The sequence below is a fragment of the Marivivens sp. ABH4_498 genome (genome assembly GCF_056160585.1).
This window is the reverse complement of record NZ_JBSWXL010000005.1, coordinates 58,700-73,805: the sequence shown is the minus strand read 5'-3', so window position 1 is coordinate 73,805 and position 15,106 is coordinate 58,700. Positions and strand designations below refer to the sequence as shown.

Annotated in this window: 17 protein-coding genes; 8 read left to right on the top strand and 9 right to left on the bottom strand. The window is 55.6% G+C overall.

Features of this window, described 5'->3' with window-relative positions; translation table 11 throughout:
- Positions 1-93: 93 nt before the first annotated feature.
- Genes ACXAGA_RS12065 through ACXAGA_RS12050 form a run of 4 tightly spaced genes read right to left on the bottom strand, consistent with a single transcriptional unit; the run spans position 94 to position 2,474 of the window.
- Positions 94-807: an SDR family NAD(P)-dependent oxidoreductase gene (locus ACXAGA_RS12065; protein WP_475117725.1), complete on the bottom strand. Its 714-nt coding sequence runs from the start codon at positions 805-807 to the stop codon at positions 94-96.
- A gap of 21 nt (positions 808-828) precedes the next feature.
- Complete coding sequence (locus ACXAGA_RS12060; RefSeq protein WP_475117724.1) at positions 829-1,134, bottom strand: antibiotic biosynthesis monooxygenase family protein; 306 nt, start codon at positions 1,132-1,134, stop codon at positions 829-831.
- Complete coding sequence (locus tag ACXAGA_RS12055; protein ID WP_475117723.1) at positions 1,131-1,949, bottom strand: SDR family NAD(P)-dependent oxidoreductase; 819 nt, start codon at positions 1,947-1,949, stop codon at positions 1,131-1,133. The genes ACXAGA_RS12060 and ACXAGA_RS12055 overlap by 4 nt, the downstream gene beginning before the upstream one ends.
- Before the next feature lie 36 nt (positions 1,950-1,985).
- Positions 1,986-2,474, bottom strand: coding sequence for a VOC family protein (locus tag ACXAGA_RS12050; RefSeq protein WP_475117722.1), 489 nt, complete (start codon positions 2,472-2,474; stop codon positions 1,986-1,988).
- A gap of 172 nt (positions 2,475-2,646) precedes the next feature.
- On the opposite strand from ACXAGA_RS12050, the gene ACXAGA_RS12045 reads away from it, so the two are divergent.
- The 3 genes from ACXAGA_RS12045 to ACXAGA_RS12035 all read left to right on the top strand — a co-directional run bounded on the left by ACXAGA_RS12045 (position 2,647) and on the right by ACXAGA_RS12035 (position 5,129).
- Entirely contained in the window at positions 2,647-4,269 is a 1,623-nt protein-coding gene (locus ACXAGA_RS12045; RefSeq protein WP_475117721.1) for a phytoene desaturase family protein, read from the top strand.
- Positions 4,269-4,511, top strand: coding sequence for a hypothetical protein (locus ACXAGA_RS12040; RefSeq protein ID WP_475117720.1), 243 nt, complete (start codon positions 4,269-4,271; stop codon positions 4,509-4,511). The genes ACXAGA_RS12045 and ACXAGA_RS12040 overlap by 1 nt, the downstream gene beginning before the upstream one ends.
- A gap of 138 nt (positions 4,512-4,649) precedes the next feature.
- Positions 4,650-5,129, top strand: coding sequence for a winged helix-turn-helix transcriptional regulator (locus ACXAGA_RS12035; RefSeq protein WP_475117719.1), 480 nt, complete (start codon positions 4,650-4,652; stop codon positions 5,127-5,129).
- On the opposite strand, the gene ACXAGA_RS12030 is transcribed toward ACXAGA_RS12035, so the two are convergent.
- Positions 5,110-5,748: a TetR/AcrR family transcriptional regulator gene (locus ACXAGA_RS12030; protein WP_475117718.1), complete on the bottom strand. Its 639-nt coding sequence runs from the start codon at positions 5,746-5,748 to the stop codon at positions 5,110-5,112. The two genes, ACXAGA_RS12035 and ACXAGA_RS12030, sit on opposite strands and share 20 nt — an antisense overlap.
- A 185-nt stretch (positions 5,749-5,933) precedes the next feature.
- On the opposite strand from ACXAGA_RS12030, the gene ACXAGA_RS12025 reads away from it, so the two are divergent.
- The 5 genes from ACXAGA_RS12025 to ACXAGA_RS12005 all read left to right on the top strand — a co-directional run bounded on the left by ACXAGA_RS12025 (position 5,934) and on the right by ACXAGA_RS12005 (position 10,624).
- A complete protein-coding gene (locus tag ACXAGA_RS12025) occupies positions 5,934-7,241 on the top strand; it encodes an ABC transporter substrate-binding protein (protein ID WP_475117717.1) in 1,308 nt (435 codons plus the stop codon).
- Positions 7,242-7,345: 104 nt separating this feature from the next.
- Positions 7,346-8,071, top strand: a complete 726-nt coding sequence (locus ACXAGA_RS12020; RefSeq protein ID WP_475117716.1) for an ABC transporter ATP-binding protein — start codon at positions 7,346-7,348, stop codon at positions 8,069-8,071.
- 15 nt (positions 8,072-8,086) lie between these two features.
- Complete coding sequence (locus tag ACXAGA_RS12015) at positions 8,087-8,788, top strand: ABC transporter ATP-binding protein (RefSeq protein WP_475117715.1); 702 nt, start codon at positions 8,087-8,089, stop codon at positions 8,786-8,788.
- Between the two features lie 3 nt (positions 8,789-8,791).
- Positions 8,792-9,655, top strand: coding sequence for a branched-chain amino acid ABC transporter permease (locus ACXAGA_RS12010; RefSeq protein ID WP_475117714.1), 864 nt, complete (start codon positions 8,792-8,794; stop codon positions 9,653-9,655).
- Positions 9,656-10,624: a branched-chain amino acid ABC transporter permease gene (locus ACXAGA_RS12005; RefSeq protein WP_475117713.1), complete on the top strand. Its 969-nt coding sequence runs from the start codon at positions 9,656-9,658 to the stop codon at positions 10,622-10,624.
- A 68-nt stretch (positions 10,625-10,692) separates the two neighbouring features.
- Here the strand turns inward: ACXAGA_RS12005 and ACXAGA_RS12000 are convergent, their stop codons facing one another.
- From ACXAGA_RS12000 to hisD, 4 genes are read right to left on the bottom strand one after another with little or no spacing between them, the layout of a single operon-like run.
- Positions 10,693-11,709 carry an SMP-30/gluconolactonase/LRE family protein gene (locus ACXAGA_RS12000; RefSeq protein ID WP_475117712.1) on the bottom strand — a complete coding sequence of 339 codons (1,017 nt, stop codon included), beginning with the start codon at positions 11,707-11,709 and terminating at the stop codon, positions 10,693-10,695.
- A complete protein-coding gene (locus tag ACXAGA_RS11995) occupies positions 11,709-12,857 on the bottom strand; it encodes an alpha/beta hydrolase family protein (RefSeq protein ID WP_475117711.1) in 1,149 nt (382 codons plus the stop codon). The genes ACXAGA_RS12000 and ACXAGA_RS11995 overlap by 1 nt, the downstream gene beginning before the upstream one ends.
- An 18-nt stretch (positions 12,858-12,875) precedes the next feature.
- Positions 12,876-13,640: an SDR family NAD(P)-dependent oxidoreductase gene (locus tag ACXAGA_RS11990; protein ID WP_475117710.1), complete on the bottom strand. Its 765-nt coding sequence runs from the start codon at positions 13,638-13,640 to the stop codon at positions 12,876-12,878.
- Between the two features lie 2 nt (positions 13,641-13,642).
- Entirely contained in the window at positions 13,643-14,980 is a 1,338-nt protein-coding gene (gene hisD / locus ACXAGA_RS11985; RefSeq protein ID WP_475117709.1) for a histidinol dehydrogenase, read from the bottom strand.
- Positions 14,981-15,106 lie beyond the last annotated feature (126 nt).

Genomic DNA, 15,106 nt, shown 5'->3' with positions numbered 1-15,106 from the left:
ATACCTGACGATCGTATGGCACAGATTTTACCCTGTTCACTACGATGAATATTGATGGGGTCTGGCTGGCCAAACATCGTGTGGTCACACAGATTACCACGCTGTTGCGCCCGCATCGATGGATATATCGGCGCCTGTTACATAGCGCGCTTCGTCTGATCCCAACCAAATCGCGCAAAATCCGATGTCTTCGGGCGTGCCAAGCGTTTTGAGCATGTTCTTTTCCAAAACACGTTCTGCAAATTCTGGATCCGCGTGCAGGTGGCGCTTTGTTGCTTCGGTCTGGATGAAACCGGGGGCAATCGTGTTTGCCCGAATGCCGTCAGGGGCGCCCTCCATCGCCAACTGGCGGGTCATGGCCAAAACGCCGCCCTTGCCCGCGCAATGGGCCAGTGCGGGCGATCCATCCAACGCCTGATGCGCGTTCGCCGACGCGAAATTGATGATCGATGCCCGCCCGCTATGTTTCAACCAAGGCCACGCCGCGCGGGTCGGTAGAAACACAATGTCCAATTCGCAGGTCAAAGTGCGTTTCCAATCGGCATAGGTCATGTCTTCGATCCATGCAAAAACGCCAAAGGCGGCGGCGTTCAGCAGAATATCGATCCGTCCATGTTCCGCGCCGATCTGTTCAAACAGGTCTGCTACGGCCTGTTCGTCGGTCAAATCGCAGGTGTAATCGGCGTCCTTTAGATCAACAGCGATGACGGTCGCGCCTTCGGCCCGAAACATTTCGGCGCAGCCTTTGCCGATACCGGCCCCAGCGCCCGTGACGACAGCAATTTTTCCATCCAAACGCAAAGCCATATCGTGCCCCCAAATGATCCGTTAAAAATCAGCGCGCTGCATAGCGATTTCGTAATGATGAACCGCTGGCGGCTGTACGAAATACGTTCCAACCAGCGCGCGCCATTCTTGAAACAGGGGGCTTTCGCGGAAATCTTTGGTGTGATTTTCTAGCGTTTCCCAGCGAATGATCACTTCATATTCGTCGGGGGCTTCGATACATTTTTGCAGGTGCAGCCCTTTGCAGCCTTTGGCCTGACGAAACACGTCGACGGCTTTGTTCACGGCTGCTTCGAATGCGGTGCCGTGGCCCTCTGCGACGGTGATATGTGCGACTTCGATAATCATGCGCCGTATCCGTTGAAAAAACGGTTTAGGGGCGCGTAGCCCGGTACGTGGATCGATGTGCCCCCATCAGATGCCATCGTCTGCCCCGTGATGTTGCGGGCCGCATCAGACGCCAAGAATACAACGAGATGCGCGATATCTTCGGGGACGCCGATAAACCCGACGGGTGTTTCATCCAGCACGGCATTATGCAGTTCGTGCGGCAAATGCGCCAAAGCCGCAGGTGTACCGGTCAGCCCCGGCAGGACCGCGTTGCACCGAATACCAGCGCGGCCATGCGACGTCGCGATGGAACGGGTCATCTGGATCACGGCCGCCTTGGATGCTGAATAGGCCGCCTGAATGACGTGCCCCTGCAGCGCAAGGTTCGACGCGGTGTTCACGATCGATCCGCCGCCTTGGGCGACCATGATTTTCAATACCGAGCGGCAACACAACATCGTGCCGCGTGTATTTACAGAAAAAGTGCGGTCCCAGATATCGGTGTCCATGGTTTCGATGTTGCCGTCTGCGCGGGCGACCTCTGGCGTCAACAGCGCGGCGTTGTTGTCCAGAAAATCGATGCGGCCATAGGTCTGCATGGCCGTATCAAATGCTGCCTGGATATCGGTTTCGTTCGCTAGGTCCATTTGAACGGCGATGACATCATGGCCAGCGGCCTTTAGTACGTCCGCTTTGGCATGGGCGCGATCAGCGTCGATATCCGCGATGACAACCCGTGCGCCGCTTTGGGCAAGGATCGTCGAAACAGCCCCGCCGATACCACCTGCGCCGCCGGTCACAAAGCCGACTTTGCCGTCTAAATCATATTTCATGTGTCTTATTCCTTGGTCTTTTGGTGCGCGTCGGCGTTAGTCGGGGAAATTTTTGGCGGCCACGATTTCAACGATCAAATCGCAAGGATCGCGAAAGAAAAACGCCGCCGCTGGTGCGCGGGTGTCACCTGCGCTCAGGCAGGGGTTTTCTTCGGTCAGCATCGGATCGCCCGGTTTGCGGATCACGCCGATAATGTCGACATCGGGACGCGCAAAGAGTTTTTCCAGAGCAGCCTGACAATCGTCTACGGAAAAACAGGGGTGTTTTGTGCCCTGTTCATCCAGATCAGTGTTCGGTTTCTGGCGATGCGGCGGAACATCGGCCGAACCCGCCTTTTGAAAAATCTCTAGACGGAAATTATCGCGCCTTAGGAACGCCAGATGGGTATCGATCGGAGCGATATATTTGCGGTCTTCGACGACCAGCCCAAAAACTTCGCCATAAAAATCGATCGCAGCATCAAGGTTGGAAACCGATAGCCCGACGTGATGCCATTTAAGATCGGGGAATAAACCGTCAGCCATTGATCGTTCCTTTGTCGGGCTTTTGCGAATTCCGAACAGATTTAGATCCCGCCCGCCCATCGGAAAAACCGTATTATCTGATTTGACGTATTGATGGTGTCGATGGTCCAGCCATGACTGGGTACACAAATGTGCCTTCTTTTCGTTGTGCGGCTGCTTGGGCAAGAAAGAGGTGACAAATTATTCAAAACGGGAGCAAACGATGGCTGATTATGATGTCGTTGTTATGGGCGGAGGACACAACCAGCTGGGCACAGCCGCCTATCTGGCTAAAGCCGGCAAAAAGGTACTGATCCTAGAGAAAAAGGAATTCCCCGGTGGCGGCGCGGTGACGCTGCCCCGTACCGCACCTGGGTTCCTGCACAACAAACATTCCATGATCCACGGGATGATTCAGGCAAACCCAATGCTGTTGAATGACGAATTGGGCCTGAAATCGAAATACGGTCTGGAATACATCTATCCCGATCCCCCCATGAGCCTTGTTCTCAAGGACTTTACCTATATGCGGTCCTATATTTCGGTCGATAAAACCTGCGAAGAGATCGCGCGGTTTTCGCCGAAAGACGCCGAAACCTATCGCGAATTCGTCGAATGGGGCGGACGTATGATGCCTATGCTGATGCAGGGCATGTTCAACGTACCCGTGCCTATGGGCGCATTTTTGATGATGATGCAGGGCACCGAAGATGGGCGCCGTCTGATCGATCTGATGTTCCGCAGCCCATTGCAGATTGTCGATGAACTGTTCGAAAGCGATCTGCTGAAGATCTTTATCCTGAAATGGGCATCCGAAGGTATCCTGCAGTTCCCAGATGACATGGGCACAGGTCTGGGCGTGATCATCATGATCGTCATGACCCACTTCTATCCTGTCGGATTTGCCAAAGGGGGCAGTGGTGAACTGCCGCGCGCGTTGCTGGATTGTATCAAAGATCACGGCGGCGAAATTCGTTATAACACTGAAATTGATAGCGTAATCGTTGAAAGCGGCCGCGCTGTTGGCCTTCGGTCGATCGAAGGCGAAGAATTCCGCGCCAAAGATGCAGTCGTTGCAGCGATCCACCCGAACCTGCTGGGCGATTTCGTCGAAGGTCTGGACGAAGCCATGTTGCGCCGCGCAAAACGAGTCACAAACGCGCCATATGCGTTGTTCAAAATCGATGCGGCGTTGGATCGTCCTGTCGATAGCTTTGCCGGTAATCTACCTGACGAAGTATTCGGGACCGCCGCGAATACGATCCACGCGACGAACCTGACCGAGTTCTTGGAAAACTTTGAACCGCTGCGCATGGGCCGTGTGAATACGAAAAACCCATTGCAGGGTGGCGGCCCAACCGCGTTGCCGGGTCTGCAACCTGATGGCATGTCGAACCTGTATATGACCAGCTATCAACCGTTCAACATCGAACGCCAAGGTCCAGAAAAATGGGACCAGATCAAAGAAGATGTCGCCGACCGTTTGATCGAAAAACACAGCCATTTCTATCCCGGCCTTGCTGATGCGGTCATCGCCCGCGAGGTCGACAGCCCATTGGATATGCAGCGCTGGTCGCCGGCAACCTTTGTAAACGGAGAGGTGCATGGCGCGGGGCTTCAGCTGTTCCAGACGTCTGGTTTCCGCCCAACACCTGAATTGGCGCAATATGCCGTTCCGGGCTGCGAAGGCCTGTATCTATGTGGTCCGTTCATGCATCCGGGCGGCGCTATTTTCGGCGCAGGTCGTCCAACAGCGATCAAAATTCTGGACGACATGGACATCGATTTCGACAAAGTAGTTGCGGGGACATTGTGATGAGCAACAAGAAAAAAACCATGACCATCTATGACGCGCATAACAACGCGCTGATGTCGGTCAAACGGTTGGAACGCGATGGCAATGATCTGGTCATTCGGGGCAAAATTTTTGACGCGATGCCAATGGCCGCGCGCCTAACCCCCGAAGAAGCCCGCGCCGCGCTAAAGCTGTTGGACCTGAAAACGATCCTTTTCCTGCTGACGATCCTGTTCCGCAAATCGTCCACTGCCGACAAATAAATCGGCCCCCTAAATAACGACATCGTGCGGGTGATCGCGCGATGTCTTGATCCGTGATGACGCACGGATCGTGCACGCAAAGTCGGACCTTTCCGCGCAATGCTCTTTTGGGTACGTTCTGCCCCAAAGGGGGCACCGATGAATCCTAACGATATCGCAAAACTGCTAGGCGTGGGCGAAGGAAATCCCCTGTCCGACACTGACCCTCGTGTCAGTCATTTGGTGACCTTGGTGCAGTCTATGGGCGATGTTGCCCCTGACAAAGACACCCCCGTCCGCGAAGTCATGGCACGATTAGGCGACAACTGGTCTGCGTTATTATTAAAGGTGTTAGCAGGCGGCGAATATCGTCATGCAACCCTGAAACGGATCATCAGCGCCATCGCAGCAGAGGGCGATATTTCCCAACGGATGCTCACCCTGCGTTTACGTGCCTTGCAACGGGACGGCTTTGTCACCCGCCGCGAAGAACCCTGCGTTCCGCCGCGCGTATATTATTCGCTGACCGATTTGGGCAAATCGCTAGAGGCGCAGCTCACCACGCTGATCCACTGGATCGAAACCCACGACGCGCAAATCATGGCCGCCCGCGCGGCTTTTAACGACAAAGAGCAGTAAGGCCTGCCTCGGCAAAATCCAAAAGCGCGGTATAGGCCGCGTCCAGATCCGCCGCCCGCGCGGATTGCTGGGTCAGACTGTCCAAACGTGGGTGCTGCGAAACCGTTGTCAGCATTGCCTGAATCACCATCGTAAACCCGCGCGCGACCCGTTCTGGGTCTGCATCGGGTTCGCATTGCATCAGCTTTTCCAGGAAAAGCCGCGCGGTGCCGTCAAAATATTGTTCTAATATATCGATCCAACGGGTGCCTTCGCCCAATCGCGCCAACAGTTGGGTATAGCTGGTCCACCCGTCATGGCCCGATTTCACCTGTTCAAATAACGGCGCCATGAACGCATCCAGCAGGCTGCGGATCGACCCGCTTTCCCCGATCTGGGCGAGCCTGTCCTGTCGCTCTCGGCACAAAATGCCGGCGCGTTCGGCAACCACAGTTTCGAACAAATTCTGTTTTGTAACAAAATGATAGCTTGCCAGAGCCAGCGTGACATTGGCATGATCAGTTATGTCGCGCAGCGATACGGCATCAAAACCTTTTTCGCCGAATAGAACTTCGGCCGAGGCGATGATCCGTTCTTTTGTTTTGCGGTTGTTATTGCGCGGTGCGCCGGTTTTTTTCACCGTTCTGGCCCCCTGATAGGATGAGGTTCCGATGTATCCGTGTCATCGATACTTGATGTGCGAAATGTCAATTTTTCCGCTAGTTGGTTGACTGTATAACTAAGCCATCGGCGCGAGTGGATAAACCCCCACGGGAGAGGGGAAGCGCCAACGCATATTCACGCCGATTGGCGAAGGGAGGAAAAATGTCGAAAAAACCAATGAATAACGTAACCCGCCGCGGGGTTCTGCGTTCGGGTCTGCGCATGGCCGCAGCGAGCTCGGTCCTGAGCGCACCATTCGTCCGCAGCGCATGGGCCGCGAATGACACCATTCGCATCGGCTTTATGGCGCCAATGTCGGGTCTGCGTTCCAGCTTTACCGCGACGACTGAACACACCCTGAATGTGGTTCGCAACGCAGTCAAAGACGGCCTGACCATCGGCGGCACCACTTATAACGTCGAAATCATCGTCAAAGATAACCAATCCACTCCGACCCGTTCGGTTCAGGTTGGCAACGAATTGCTGCTGCAAGAAGACCCCGACCTAATTCTGGTAGCAGACGCCGAAGGCGCAACCGCGATCGGCCCAATTGCAGACGCACGCAAAATCCCGACCCTGTCGACCATGGGTCCGTGGCAAGCGTGGGCGTTTTCGCGCAAATACAACCCCGAAGAAGGTTTCCCATATACCTTCCACTTCTTCTTTGGTGCGGACGAACTGGGCAAAATTTTCCCAGCAATGTGGGACAGCCTAGGCAACAACCACAAAATCGGTGCTCTGTTTGCAGACAATGACGCAGGCCGCGTTATGTCGAACCCAGAGATCGGTTTTCCACCGGCCTTTAACGCCGCTGGCTATGAATTTGCCGCAGACACCGGCCTGTTCCGTTTGGACACCGATGATTTCTCGACCCAGATTTCGGAATTCAAACGTGCGGGCGTTGATATCGTTGCGGGCACGACGTTCGAAAACCACATGGCGACATTCTGGAACCAAGCGGCGCAGATGGGTTTCCAACCTAAAATCTGCACAATCGCTGCAGGTCTGCTGTTCCCATCGTCCGTCAACAACCTAGGCGACCGCGGCGACGGTATGTCGACCGAGGTCTGGTGGACACCTGATATGCCGTTCACTTCGTCGCTGACCGGCCAAACCGCGATGGAAGTCGCTGGTGCATATTCGGCAGCATCGGGCGGCGCACAGTGGACACAGCCATTGGGCTATGAACACGCGCTGTTTGAAATCGCGATTGGCGCGCTCAAGGCTTCGGGCAATCCAAAAGACCGCGACGCGGTTCGTGATGCGATTGCGGCATCCCGCACCCAAACGGTCATGGGCGAAGTTGATTTCGGCAACTCGCCGCTGAAATCGGTTGGTCTGACCCACACCGTCGGCGGCCAGTGGCAGCGCAAAGAAGACGGCCCATTCAAATACAATCTGGAAATCGTCGATAACTCGACCAACCCAGACGTGAATGTCACTGCTGATTTCAAAGCGCTGACATACTAATCGAAACCAATTGTATCGGGGCCGCGATACGTGCGGCCCCGATATTATTTTGGGCACATACCAAAGGTTCCGGGGGGACGAATGCAAAACAAAGGAATCGAGTCATGACGCCTGTGCTTCAGTTGACGGGGCTGAACAAATCATTTGGTGCGGTTGTTGTCGCGAACGACGTGAATTTCGCAATCGACAAAGGCGAATGCGTGGGCGTAATCGGGCCGAATGGCGCTGGTAAATCGTCACTTTTTTCTTTGATTTCAGGTGTTTTGGAACCCGACAGCGGTTCGGTGTCTCTGATGGGGCGCGATATCACTTCGATGAAAGCGCACCGCCGCGTGCACCACGGCATTGGCCGCGCGTTTCAGATCCCTCAGCCTTTTTCGGGCCTAACCGTTTATGAAAACGTTCTGTCCGCAGCCGCATCCGGCGCTGGCCTACGTGGCCGTCAGGCGCAAGAATGGGCCTGTGATGTGTTGGAGCGGACGGGGCTGGCCGACAAAGCGGACACGCTGGCCGGTCATTTGACGCTGCTGGACCGCAAGAATTTAGAAGTCGCCAAAGCCGTCGCAACAAAGGCTGAATTGCTGATGTTGGACGAGATCGGCGCCGGCCTAACAGACCGCGAGGTCGCACGTCTGGTCGAACGAATTGCCCGCCTAAAAGAAGATCACGCAATCATCTGGATCGAACATATTGCCCACGCGCTGAAACAGGTCGCCGATCGCATTATCGTTCTGAATTTCGGGGAAAAAGTTGCCGACGGCCCGTTTGACACGGTGATGTCGTCGGCTGTGGTGCGTGAAATCTACATGGGCCTGAAAGACGACGCCTAAGGCGCGGAGAGCAAGATGAACCTCATCGAAATTGACAACCTCGAAGCCTATTACGGCGATATGCAGGCCCTGTTTGGCGTCGATCTGGCGCTGCAACCGGGGGAAACCTTTGCGCTGGTTGGCGCGAATGGCGCGGGCAAATCCACCCTTTTGCGGTCTATGGTCGGACTGGTCAAAGACCGCCGCGGGCAAATCCGATTTGGCGGGACCGATCTGGCAACATGCGAGGCCGAAGAAATTGCAAAACAGGGCGTCGCTTTGGTGCCCGAAGGCCGATTGCTGTTTCCATCGCTAAACGTCGAAGAAAACCTGCTGATGGGCGCGATGAACGGACGCAAAGGCGCATGGAACCTGGACCGCGTGTTCGAACTGTTTCCAGTGCTAAAAGAGCGCCGCAAACAAATGGCGACCACCATGTCGGGTGGTCAGCAGCAGATGGTCGCGATTGGCCGCGCGCTGATGTCGAACCCGCGCGTGTTGCTGTGTGATGAACTGTCGCTGGGTCTGGCCCCTGTGATCGTCAACCAAATCTACGAAAGCTTTTCCCGCATCCGCGACGAAGGCCTGTCGATCATCATCGTAGAACAGGACATCGAACGCGCGATTTCCGTGTCAGACCGCATGGCCTGTCTGCTGCACGGACAAATCACGTTGCGGGTGAATGACACCTCTCGTATCGATTTGGACAAACTTAGCGCTGCCTATTTCGGAGAATAAAACATGATCTGGATTGAAACTCTTCTGAACGGCGTCTTTTTGGGTGCGCTATATGGAATTCTGGGCCTTGGCCTTGCGTTGGTATTTGGCGTGATGCGCGTGATCAACGTGGCGCATGGTGATTTCATCGTGCTGTCGGCGTTTGTCGGCGTGTTCACAGCAGCTTCCGTGCCGGGCGTGCCGATCCTGTTGATCGTGTTACCTGTGGTGCTGTTCGCGGCCTGCATGGGATGGCTGTTCCAAACGGTATTGATGAACCGCGTGATCGAAAACGACGACATGCTGGTGCCGATGCTTTTGACGTTTGGGTTCAGCTTTGTGATGCGCAACATCATGCTGGAAACCTTTGGTGCGAATCCTGTGACACTGGATGCGGGCGGGCTAAGCCGTGCGTCGATCTCTTTGGGGTCGTTGAACATCGGCGTTCTGCCGCTGCTGACACTGGTCGTGTCGGTGATTTTGTTCGGCGGTTTGCATTGGTTCATCGGCCATACGAAATCCGGCCGGATTATTCGCGCGACAGCGGACAATCCGACAATTGCGCGCCTGATGGGGGTTCGCCCGAAACGCGTTTATGCCATCGTTATGGCGTTGTCACTTGCCTTGGCTGCGGTTGCTGGCATGTTCCTTGCGATGCGTACATCCTTTACGCCAAATTCCGGCATCGATCGTATCTTGATCGCGTTCGAAGTCGTTGTTCTGGGCGGTTTGGGATCATTCTGGGGCGCGCTATTGGCTGGTATCGCTTTGGGCGTCACCCAGTTGATCGGGTTCCGTTTCGACGCAAATTCCGGGCTGCTGTATGCCCACCTGCTATTCCTAATCTTCTTGGTCGTGCGTCCCAATGGCCTATTCGGGAGCAAATAAATGACCCTTTTCCGTATTCTTCCTTTGATCGTTTTTACGGTGTTCGTTGGCCTTGCGCCTATTGCATTGTCAGACGGTCAGCTTGCCTTGGGCATGGAAATTTTCGTCGTGCTGATCATCTGTTCGATGTGGAATTTCCTAGCTGGCTATGCGGGTCTGGTTTCCCTAGGACACCAAGCCTATTTCGGGATCGGCGGCTATGTGGCGTTTATCGCGTCTAACGCATTGGACGTGCACCCGTTCCTGATGCTGCCTTTGTCCGCGGTGATCGCTGGACTGGTCGCGCTGGCCCTGACGCCGATCATGTTCCGTATGCGGGACGCCTATTTCGCAATCGGTAGCTGGGTTCTGGCCGAGGTAATTTCGATCGCATTCCAAAGATCCGACAGTCTGGGCGGCATCACCGGTTTGCCATTGTTTACGGGCGGCTATCTGGGCGCCGAGGTGTATCGCGATGTATTCTGGCTATCGGGCGCTTTTGCGATTTTGGTCGTGTTTGGCGCGTATCTGTTGCTGCGTTCGGGCTTTGGTCTGGGTCTGATGTCGGTGCGCGATAACGAAGTCGCCGCCGCTTCGATCGGGGTCGATGTGATGCGCAACCGCCGGATCGCCTATGTCGTATCGGCGGCGGGCGTAGGCATTGCAGGCGCGATCTATCTGCTGCCGAACTACTTTATCCAGCCAGGCACAGCATTTTCCGGCGAATGGACGGTTATCATGACCTTTGTCGTCGTCATCGGCGGTATCGGAACACTCGAAGGGCCGATTGTCGGCACGATCCTGTATTTCCTCATTCGTCAGGGCGTCACCAATTGGCTGGGCCTAGAGGGCAGCTGGTATCTGGTCGCGCTGGGTGCGGTCGCAATTTTGACGATGCTTGTCGCGCCCAAAGGGCTGTGGCCCGAAATTCGTGATCGGTTTGGATTGGACTGGCTATCTGTACGGCGTAATTATCCTGTGCGCCGCTAGTACAAAAAACATCCCATAAAAAAGGCCACCCGATTTGGGTGGCCTTTTGTTTTTCTGTCGACTGCGTTTTACCAGTAAATCAGCGGCAATCCTGCGACGGGGCTTTGGAAATATGGCAACGTCGATCCGCGCAACGATCCTAGGTAGACCGTCGACAGGTCAGCGCCCCCAAAGGTCAGCGAAGCCATCCACGGGCAAACGGTGCCACCCGCGCGGCCCATCAATTCGGGCGTGACGCGGCCTTCTTCCCAGGCTTTGTCCAGCTCTGCTAACGCTTGGGCGTCGCCGCCCGCGTCCAGAATGGTCAGCAAATCGCCTTCGGGTGTGATGGCGACCAGACGGTCGGCCATGATCAGCGTTGTCCACAGGTTGCCATATGCATCCAGCGCGATGCCGTCACAGAACCCGCCAATGTTGGACGGACCATAGATTTCACGGTCTTTCAGGGTTTCGCCATCCACTCGGAACCGCGTAATGTTACGGCTGGTGGTTTCTGCCACATAGAGCCATTCTTCGTTCGCATCGAACCGCAGTTCATTCGTGCCGCACAGGTTGTCCGCAACCACGCGCGCACCGCGTTCGTCGATCAGGGCGATATAGCCGTCACGCGAATTGGTTTTAACGTGATCTGTCCATGGGTTCATCGTGGTCGTCACGGTGAGCCACAGCCGACCTTTGCTGTCGCGAGTCACAAAGTTGGCTTTGCCAAACGGTTTGCCGTCGATGTTGTCGATCACCACGGATGTTTCGCCATCGCGGGTCATGCGTTCGACCCGATCTGTGCCGAAGTTCGCGATCAGAAAATCACCATTGGTGTCAAAGGTCAGGCCGTTGGGCAAACTGCCGCTGGTATTCACCAGACGGTCTTCGAAACTAGAGGCGGTGTTTTCCGACAGACCTTTTTGCAAGATCAATTCTTGGCTTCCGTCGGGTGCAATCCGCACCACGCCGCCGCGACCATCGGCGGTCCACAACGTGCCGTCGCGTTCCGCCAGAATGCATTCGGGGCGTTCCAGCCCCGAACCGATGTATTGAAGGTCGGCAGGATCAACCTGAAAACCTATCAGCGGGTTTTTTCCTGCCATCAATCCATCTCCGCAAAGGTTTCAGCCATCCAATCGGCCAGCATGTCACGCATGAATGTGCCGTTGTCCGCGCCGCAGTGTTCGACCTCGAAATGTTCAGGGCCAGTGACAAAGTAATCGACCTTTTTGGCGTGTACGGCCTGATCGCGGCTTTGCTCTGCGTATTCTACGGGGATCTGGCGATCGCCGCCGCCGTGCATGATGAAAAACGGGCACGTCATGTTTGCGATGACTGGGGTCAGGTCCATATTCGGGGCCCAATCCATGAACTGATCCAAAGACTCTTTGCCAAATACCCACATTACGTGGTCCCAATAGTGGGGGACAGGGTTGTCGCCTTCGCGCAGCAGGCGGCGTTTTTGCATTTCGCCCCAGTTATGGTTTGCGCCCATGACACAGCACAGCGCAAATCGCGTATCCATCGATGCCACACGCGGCGCGTAATAGCCGCCCAGAGACAGGCCAAACATGCCAATCTTTTTCGGGTCTACGTCGTCGCGCGTCAGCAGGTAATCAAACGCGGCAGAGCCCCAAGCTTCGGCATCATGGCGACCATGTAGCCCCAGATTACGCAGCGCTTCGCCAGTGCCTGGCTGGTCGATCAGCAATGTGTGCATACCGCGAACGCGGTTGGCTTCGGGGTTGCCCGCGCCAAAGATCTGTTCCTTCATCGAATCCAGACCGTTACACGACACAACGCAAGGCGCGGGGCCTTCGACATCAGCAGGGATGAACAGCGCGGTATAGTAGGCGCCTTCGTACGGGATTTGTACGAATTCGACGTTCAGACCCTGTAGTTCGATCCCTTTTTTGAAATAGGCCAGACCATCGTTGTAGGCTTTGCGGCGCGGCGCGTAGTCGCGCGATTGCATGCGTTCGGCGGTCAGTAGATAGTTCGCCGCGCGTTGGTATTTGATCCCAGCGGACAGGGTGCGACCGCGTTCCAAATCGGCGTCTGCGGATGCCAGAACTTTGTTCGCAACCTCCATCCAGCTATCAAAAAACAGCGCTGTACCAGCGTCTTCGCCGTTGGCGGCTGCGTCGATGATAGGTTGGCACGCAGCAGAGATTTCGCCGATATTGCCACCGCACATCAGTGCAAGGTTGGTGCTTAGGTTCCAAACGTAATTGGGGAATGGTTCCCACATAATAATTCTCCCTTGAATTCAGTCGGCGGTCCAGCCGCCATCGACGACCAGCGATGTGCCGGTGACCAACGCCGAAGAGGCCGAAGCCAGAAACACAACGGCGCCCATAAGGTCCTGGACCTGTCCCAACCGTCCGATTTTGATTTTTGACATCACGCTATCCAAAAACTCTTTGTTTTCGAAAAACGGTTTGGTCATCGGAGTTTCGATAAAGGTTGGCGCGATGGTGTTGGACCGAATGCCGTGCGCAGCCAGATCCAAAGCAAAGCTTTTGGACATGCCTTCGACGGCCCATTTGGATGCGCAATACAGCGACCGGTTCGGCCCGCCGACATGCCCCATTTGCGATGACATATGGATCAAAGACCCAGATTTGCCCGCCGCAATCAGCCCTTGGGCAACGGCCTGCGCGATGAAATACGCGGATTTCAGGTTCAGCCCCAGAACCGCGTCAAAATCATCGTTCGACACGTCCTGCATCGGTTTGGGGCGATTGGTGCCCGCGTTGTTTACCAGAATGTCGAACGGACCCTGTTCCGCGATCACAGATTGCGCGGTGTCCAGATCGGCGACATCCAGCACAAGATGAGACGCCTTTTGTCCACGCGCGCGGATAGCGTTGGCGGCCTGCGCAATTTCGGCTTTGGTGCGCGCGGCCAGAACCACATGCGCACCATATTCAGCAAGCGCCGAAGCGCAGGCGAGGCCAATGCCTCGTCCTGCGCCCGTAATCAGTGCCCGCTGTCCGCTCAGGTCAAAACCCGGAGAAGTTGGCAACTCCATGCTTAGCTCTCGACCAGATCAACGCCCGGCTTTGGGGCTGCGCCTTCGGCGTATGGAACGTTTTGCTGACCATAGCGGCGCACACGAACGTTGGCCTGTTCTGCGTGGCCTTGGAACCCTTCCAACATGCACAGGCGCGAACAATAGCGGCCGACCTTGGCCGAGGCTTCGTCGGTCGTAACTTTTTGATATGTGTGGGTTTTGATGAATTTACCGACCCACAGACCACCTGTGTAGCGGCCCGCCTTTTTGGTAGGCAGGGTGTGGTTGGTCCCGATTGCTTTATCGCCGTAGGCCACGTTGGTGCGTGGGCCTAGGAACAGCGCGCCATAGTTGACCATGTTTTCCAGATACCAATCATCACGGTCGGTCATGATCTGAACGTGTTCGGATGCAATGTCGTTGGCAACCGCCAGCATTTCATCATGGTCTTCGCAAACGATGACCTGACCATAGGTTTCCCAGCTAATGCGCGCATGGCCAGCTGTTGGGAGAATGCCCAGCAGACGTTCGATTTCGTCGATGGTTTCACGCGCCAGTTTTTCCGAAGTGGTCAACAGAACACATGGGCTGTCTGGGCCGTGTTCTGCTTGGCCCAGGATGTCGGTCGCACAGATTTCTGCATCGACGGTTTCGTCTGCGATGACCATGGTTTCGGTCGGGCCTGCGAACAGGTCGATACCAACGCGGCCGAACAGCTGGCGTTTGGCTTCGGCGACGAACGCGTTACCTGGGCCGACCAGAATATCGACAGGTTTGATCGTTTCGGTACCGATCGCCATCGCGCCAACAGCCTGAATCCCGCCCAAGGCGTAAATTTCATCCGCACCCGCCATATGCTGCGCAGCTATGATCGCAGCGGCTGGTTTGCCTTGGTAGGGCGGGGCGCAGGTCACGATGCGCGGAACGCCTGCAACCTTGGCCGTCAATACGGACATATGAGCAGACGCCAGCATCGGGTATTTACCACCCGGAACATAGCAACCTGCGTTCTGGATCGGGATGTTCTTGTGGCCCAGAATGACGCCCGGCATGGTTTCGACTTCGACATCGTGCATCGATGCCTTTTGGATTTCGGCAAAGTTGCGCACCTGTTTTTGTGCGAATTCGATGTCCGCGATGTCCTGTTTGGTCATCTGTGCCAGACAGGCGTCGATTTCTTTTTGGGTTAGGCGGTAATCATCGCGGTCCCATTTATCGAACTTTACAGACAGGTCGCGAATGGCGGCATCGCCGCGCTCTTCGATGTCACGCAGAGTGGCTTCGACGGTTTCCTGAACCGATTTATTAATTGCAGCAACGGCGGACGGCTCTGCGCCCTGTTTTAGCCATTTGGCCATGGGGTCTCTCCCTTACGTCTATCCGATTGCGCGCAAAGTAGGCGCGCCCTTACCTCGATAAAACCGATATTGACGACATAGTCCTATGGTTTCTGTCGATACATTGGCGCGTTACAAACGATACCT

Coding starts and splice junctions, on each gene's coding strand:
- ACXAGA_RS12065 (WP_475117725.1), bottom strand. CDS start 807: ATGGCTTTGCGTTTGGATGGAAAAATTGCTGTCGTCACGGGCGCTGGG.
- ACXAGA_RS12060 (WP_475117724.1), bottom strand. CDS start 1,134: ATGATTATCGAAGTCGCACATATCACCGTCGCAGAGGGCCACGGCACC.
- ACXAGA_RS12055 (WP_475117723.1), bottom strand. CDS start 1,949: ATGAAATATGATTTAGACGGCAAAGTCGGCTTTGTGACCGGCGGCGCA.
- ACXAGA_RS12050 (WP_475117722.1), bottom strand. CDS start 2,474: ATGGCTGACGGTTTATTCCCCGATCTTAAATGGCATCACGTCGGGCTA.
- ACXAGA_RS12040 (WP_475117720.1), top strand. CDS start 4,269: ATGAGCAACAAGAAAAAAACCATGACCATCTATGACGCGCATAACAAC.
- ACXAGA_RS12035 (WP_475117719.1), top strand. CDS start 4,650: ATGAATCCTAACGATATCGCAAAACTGCTAGGCGTGGGCGAAGGAAAT.
- ACXAGA_RS12025 (WP_475117717.1), top strand. CDS start 5,934: ATGTCGAAAAAACCAATGAATAACGTAACCCGCCGCGGGGTTCTGCGT.
- ACXAGA_RS12020 (WP_475117716.1), top strand. CDS start 7,346: ATGACGCCTGTGCTTCAGTTGACGGGGCTGAACAAATCATTTGGTGCG.
- ACXAGA_RS12015 (WP_475117715.1), top strand. CDS start 8,087: ATGAACCTCATCGAAATTGACAACCTCGAAGCCTATTACGGCGATATG.
- ACXAGA_RS12010 (WP_475117714.1), top strand. CDS start 8,792: ATGATCTGGATTGAAACTCTTCTGAACGGCGTCTTTTTGGGTGCGCTA.
- ACXAGA_RS12005 (WP_475117713.1), top strand. CDS start 9,656: ATGACCCTTTTCCGTATTCTTCCTTTGATCGTTTTTACGGTGTTCGTT.
- ACXAGA_RS12000 (WP_475117712.1), bottom strand. CDS start 11,709: ATGGCAGGAAAAAACCCGCTGATAGGTTTTCAGGTTGATCCTGCCGAC.
- ACXAGA_RS11995 (WP_475117711.1), bottom strand. CDS start 12,857: ATGTGGGAACCATTCCCCAATTACGTTTGGAACCTAAGCACCAACCTT.
- ACXAGA_RS11990 (WP_475117710.1), bottom strand. CDS start 13,640: ATGGAGTTGCCAACTTCTCCGGGTTTTGACCTGAGCGGACAGCGGGCA.
- hisD (WP_475117709.1), bottom strand. CDS start 14,980: ATGGCCAAATGGCTAAAACAGGGCGCAGAGCCGTCCGCCGTTGCTGCA.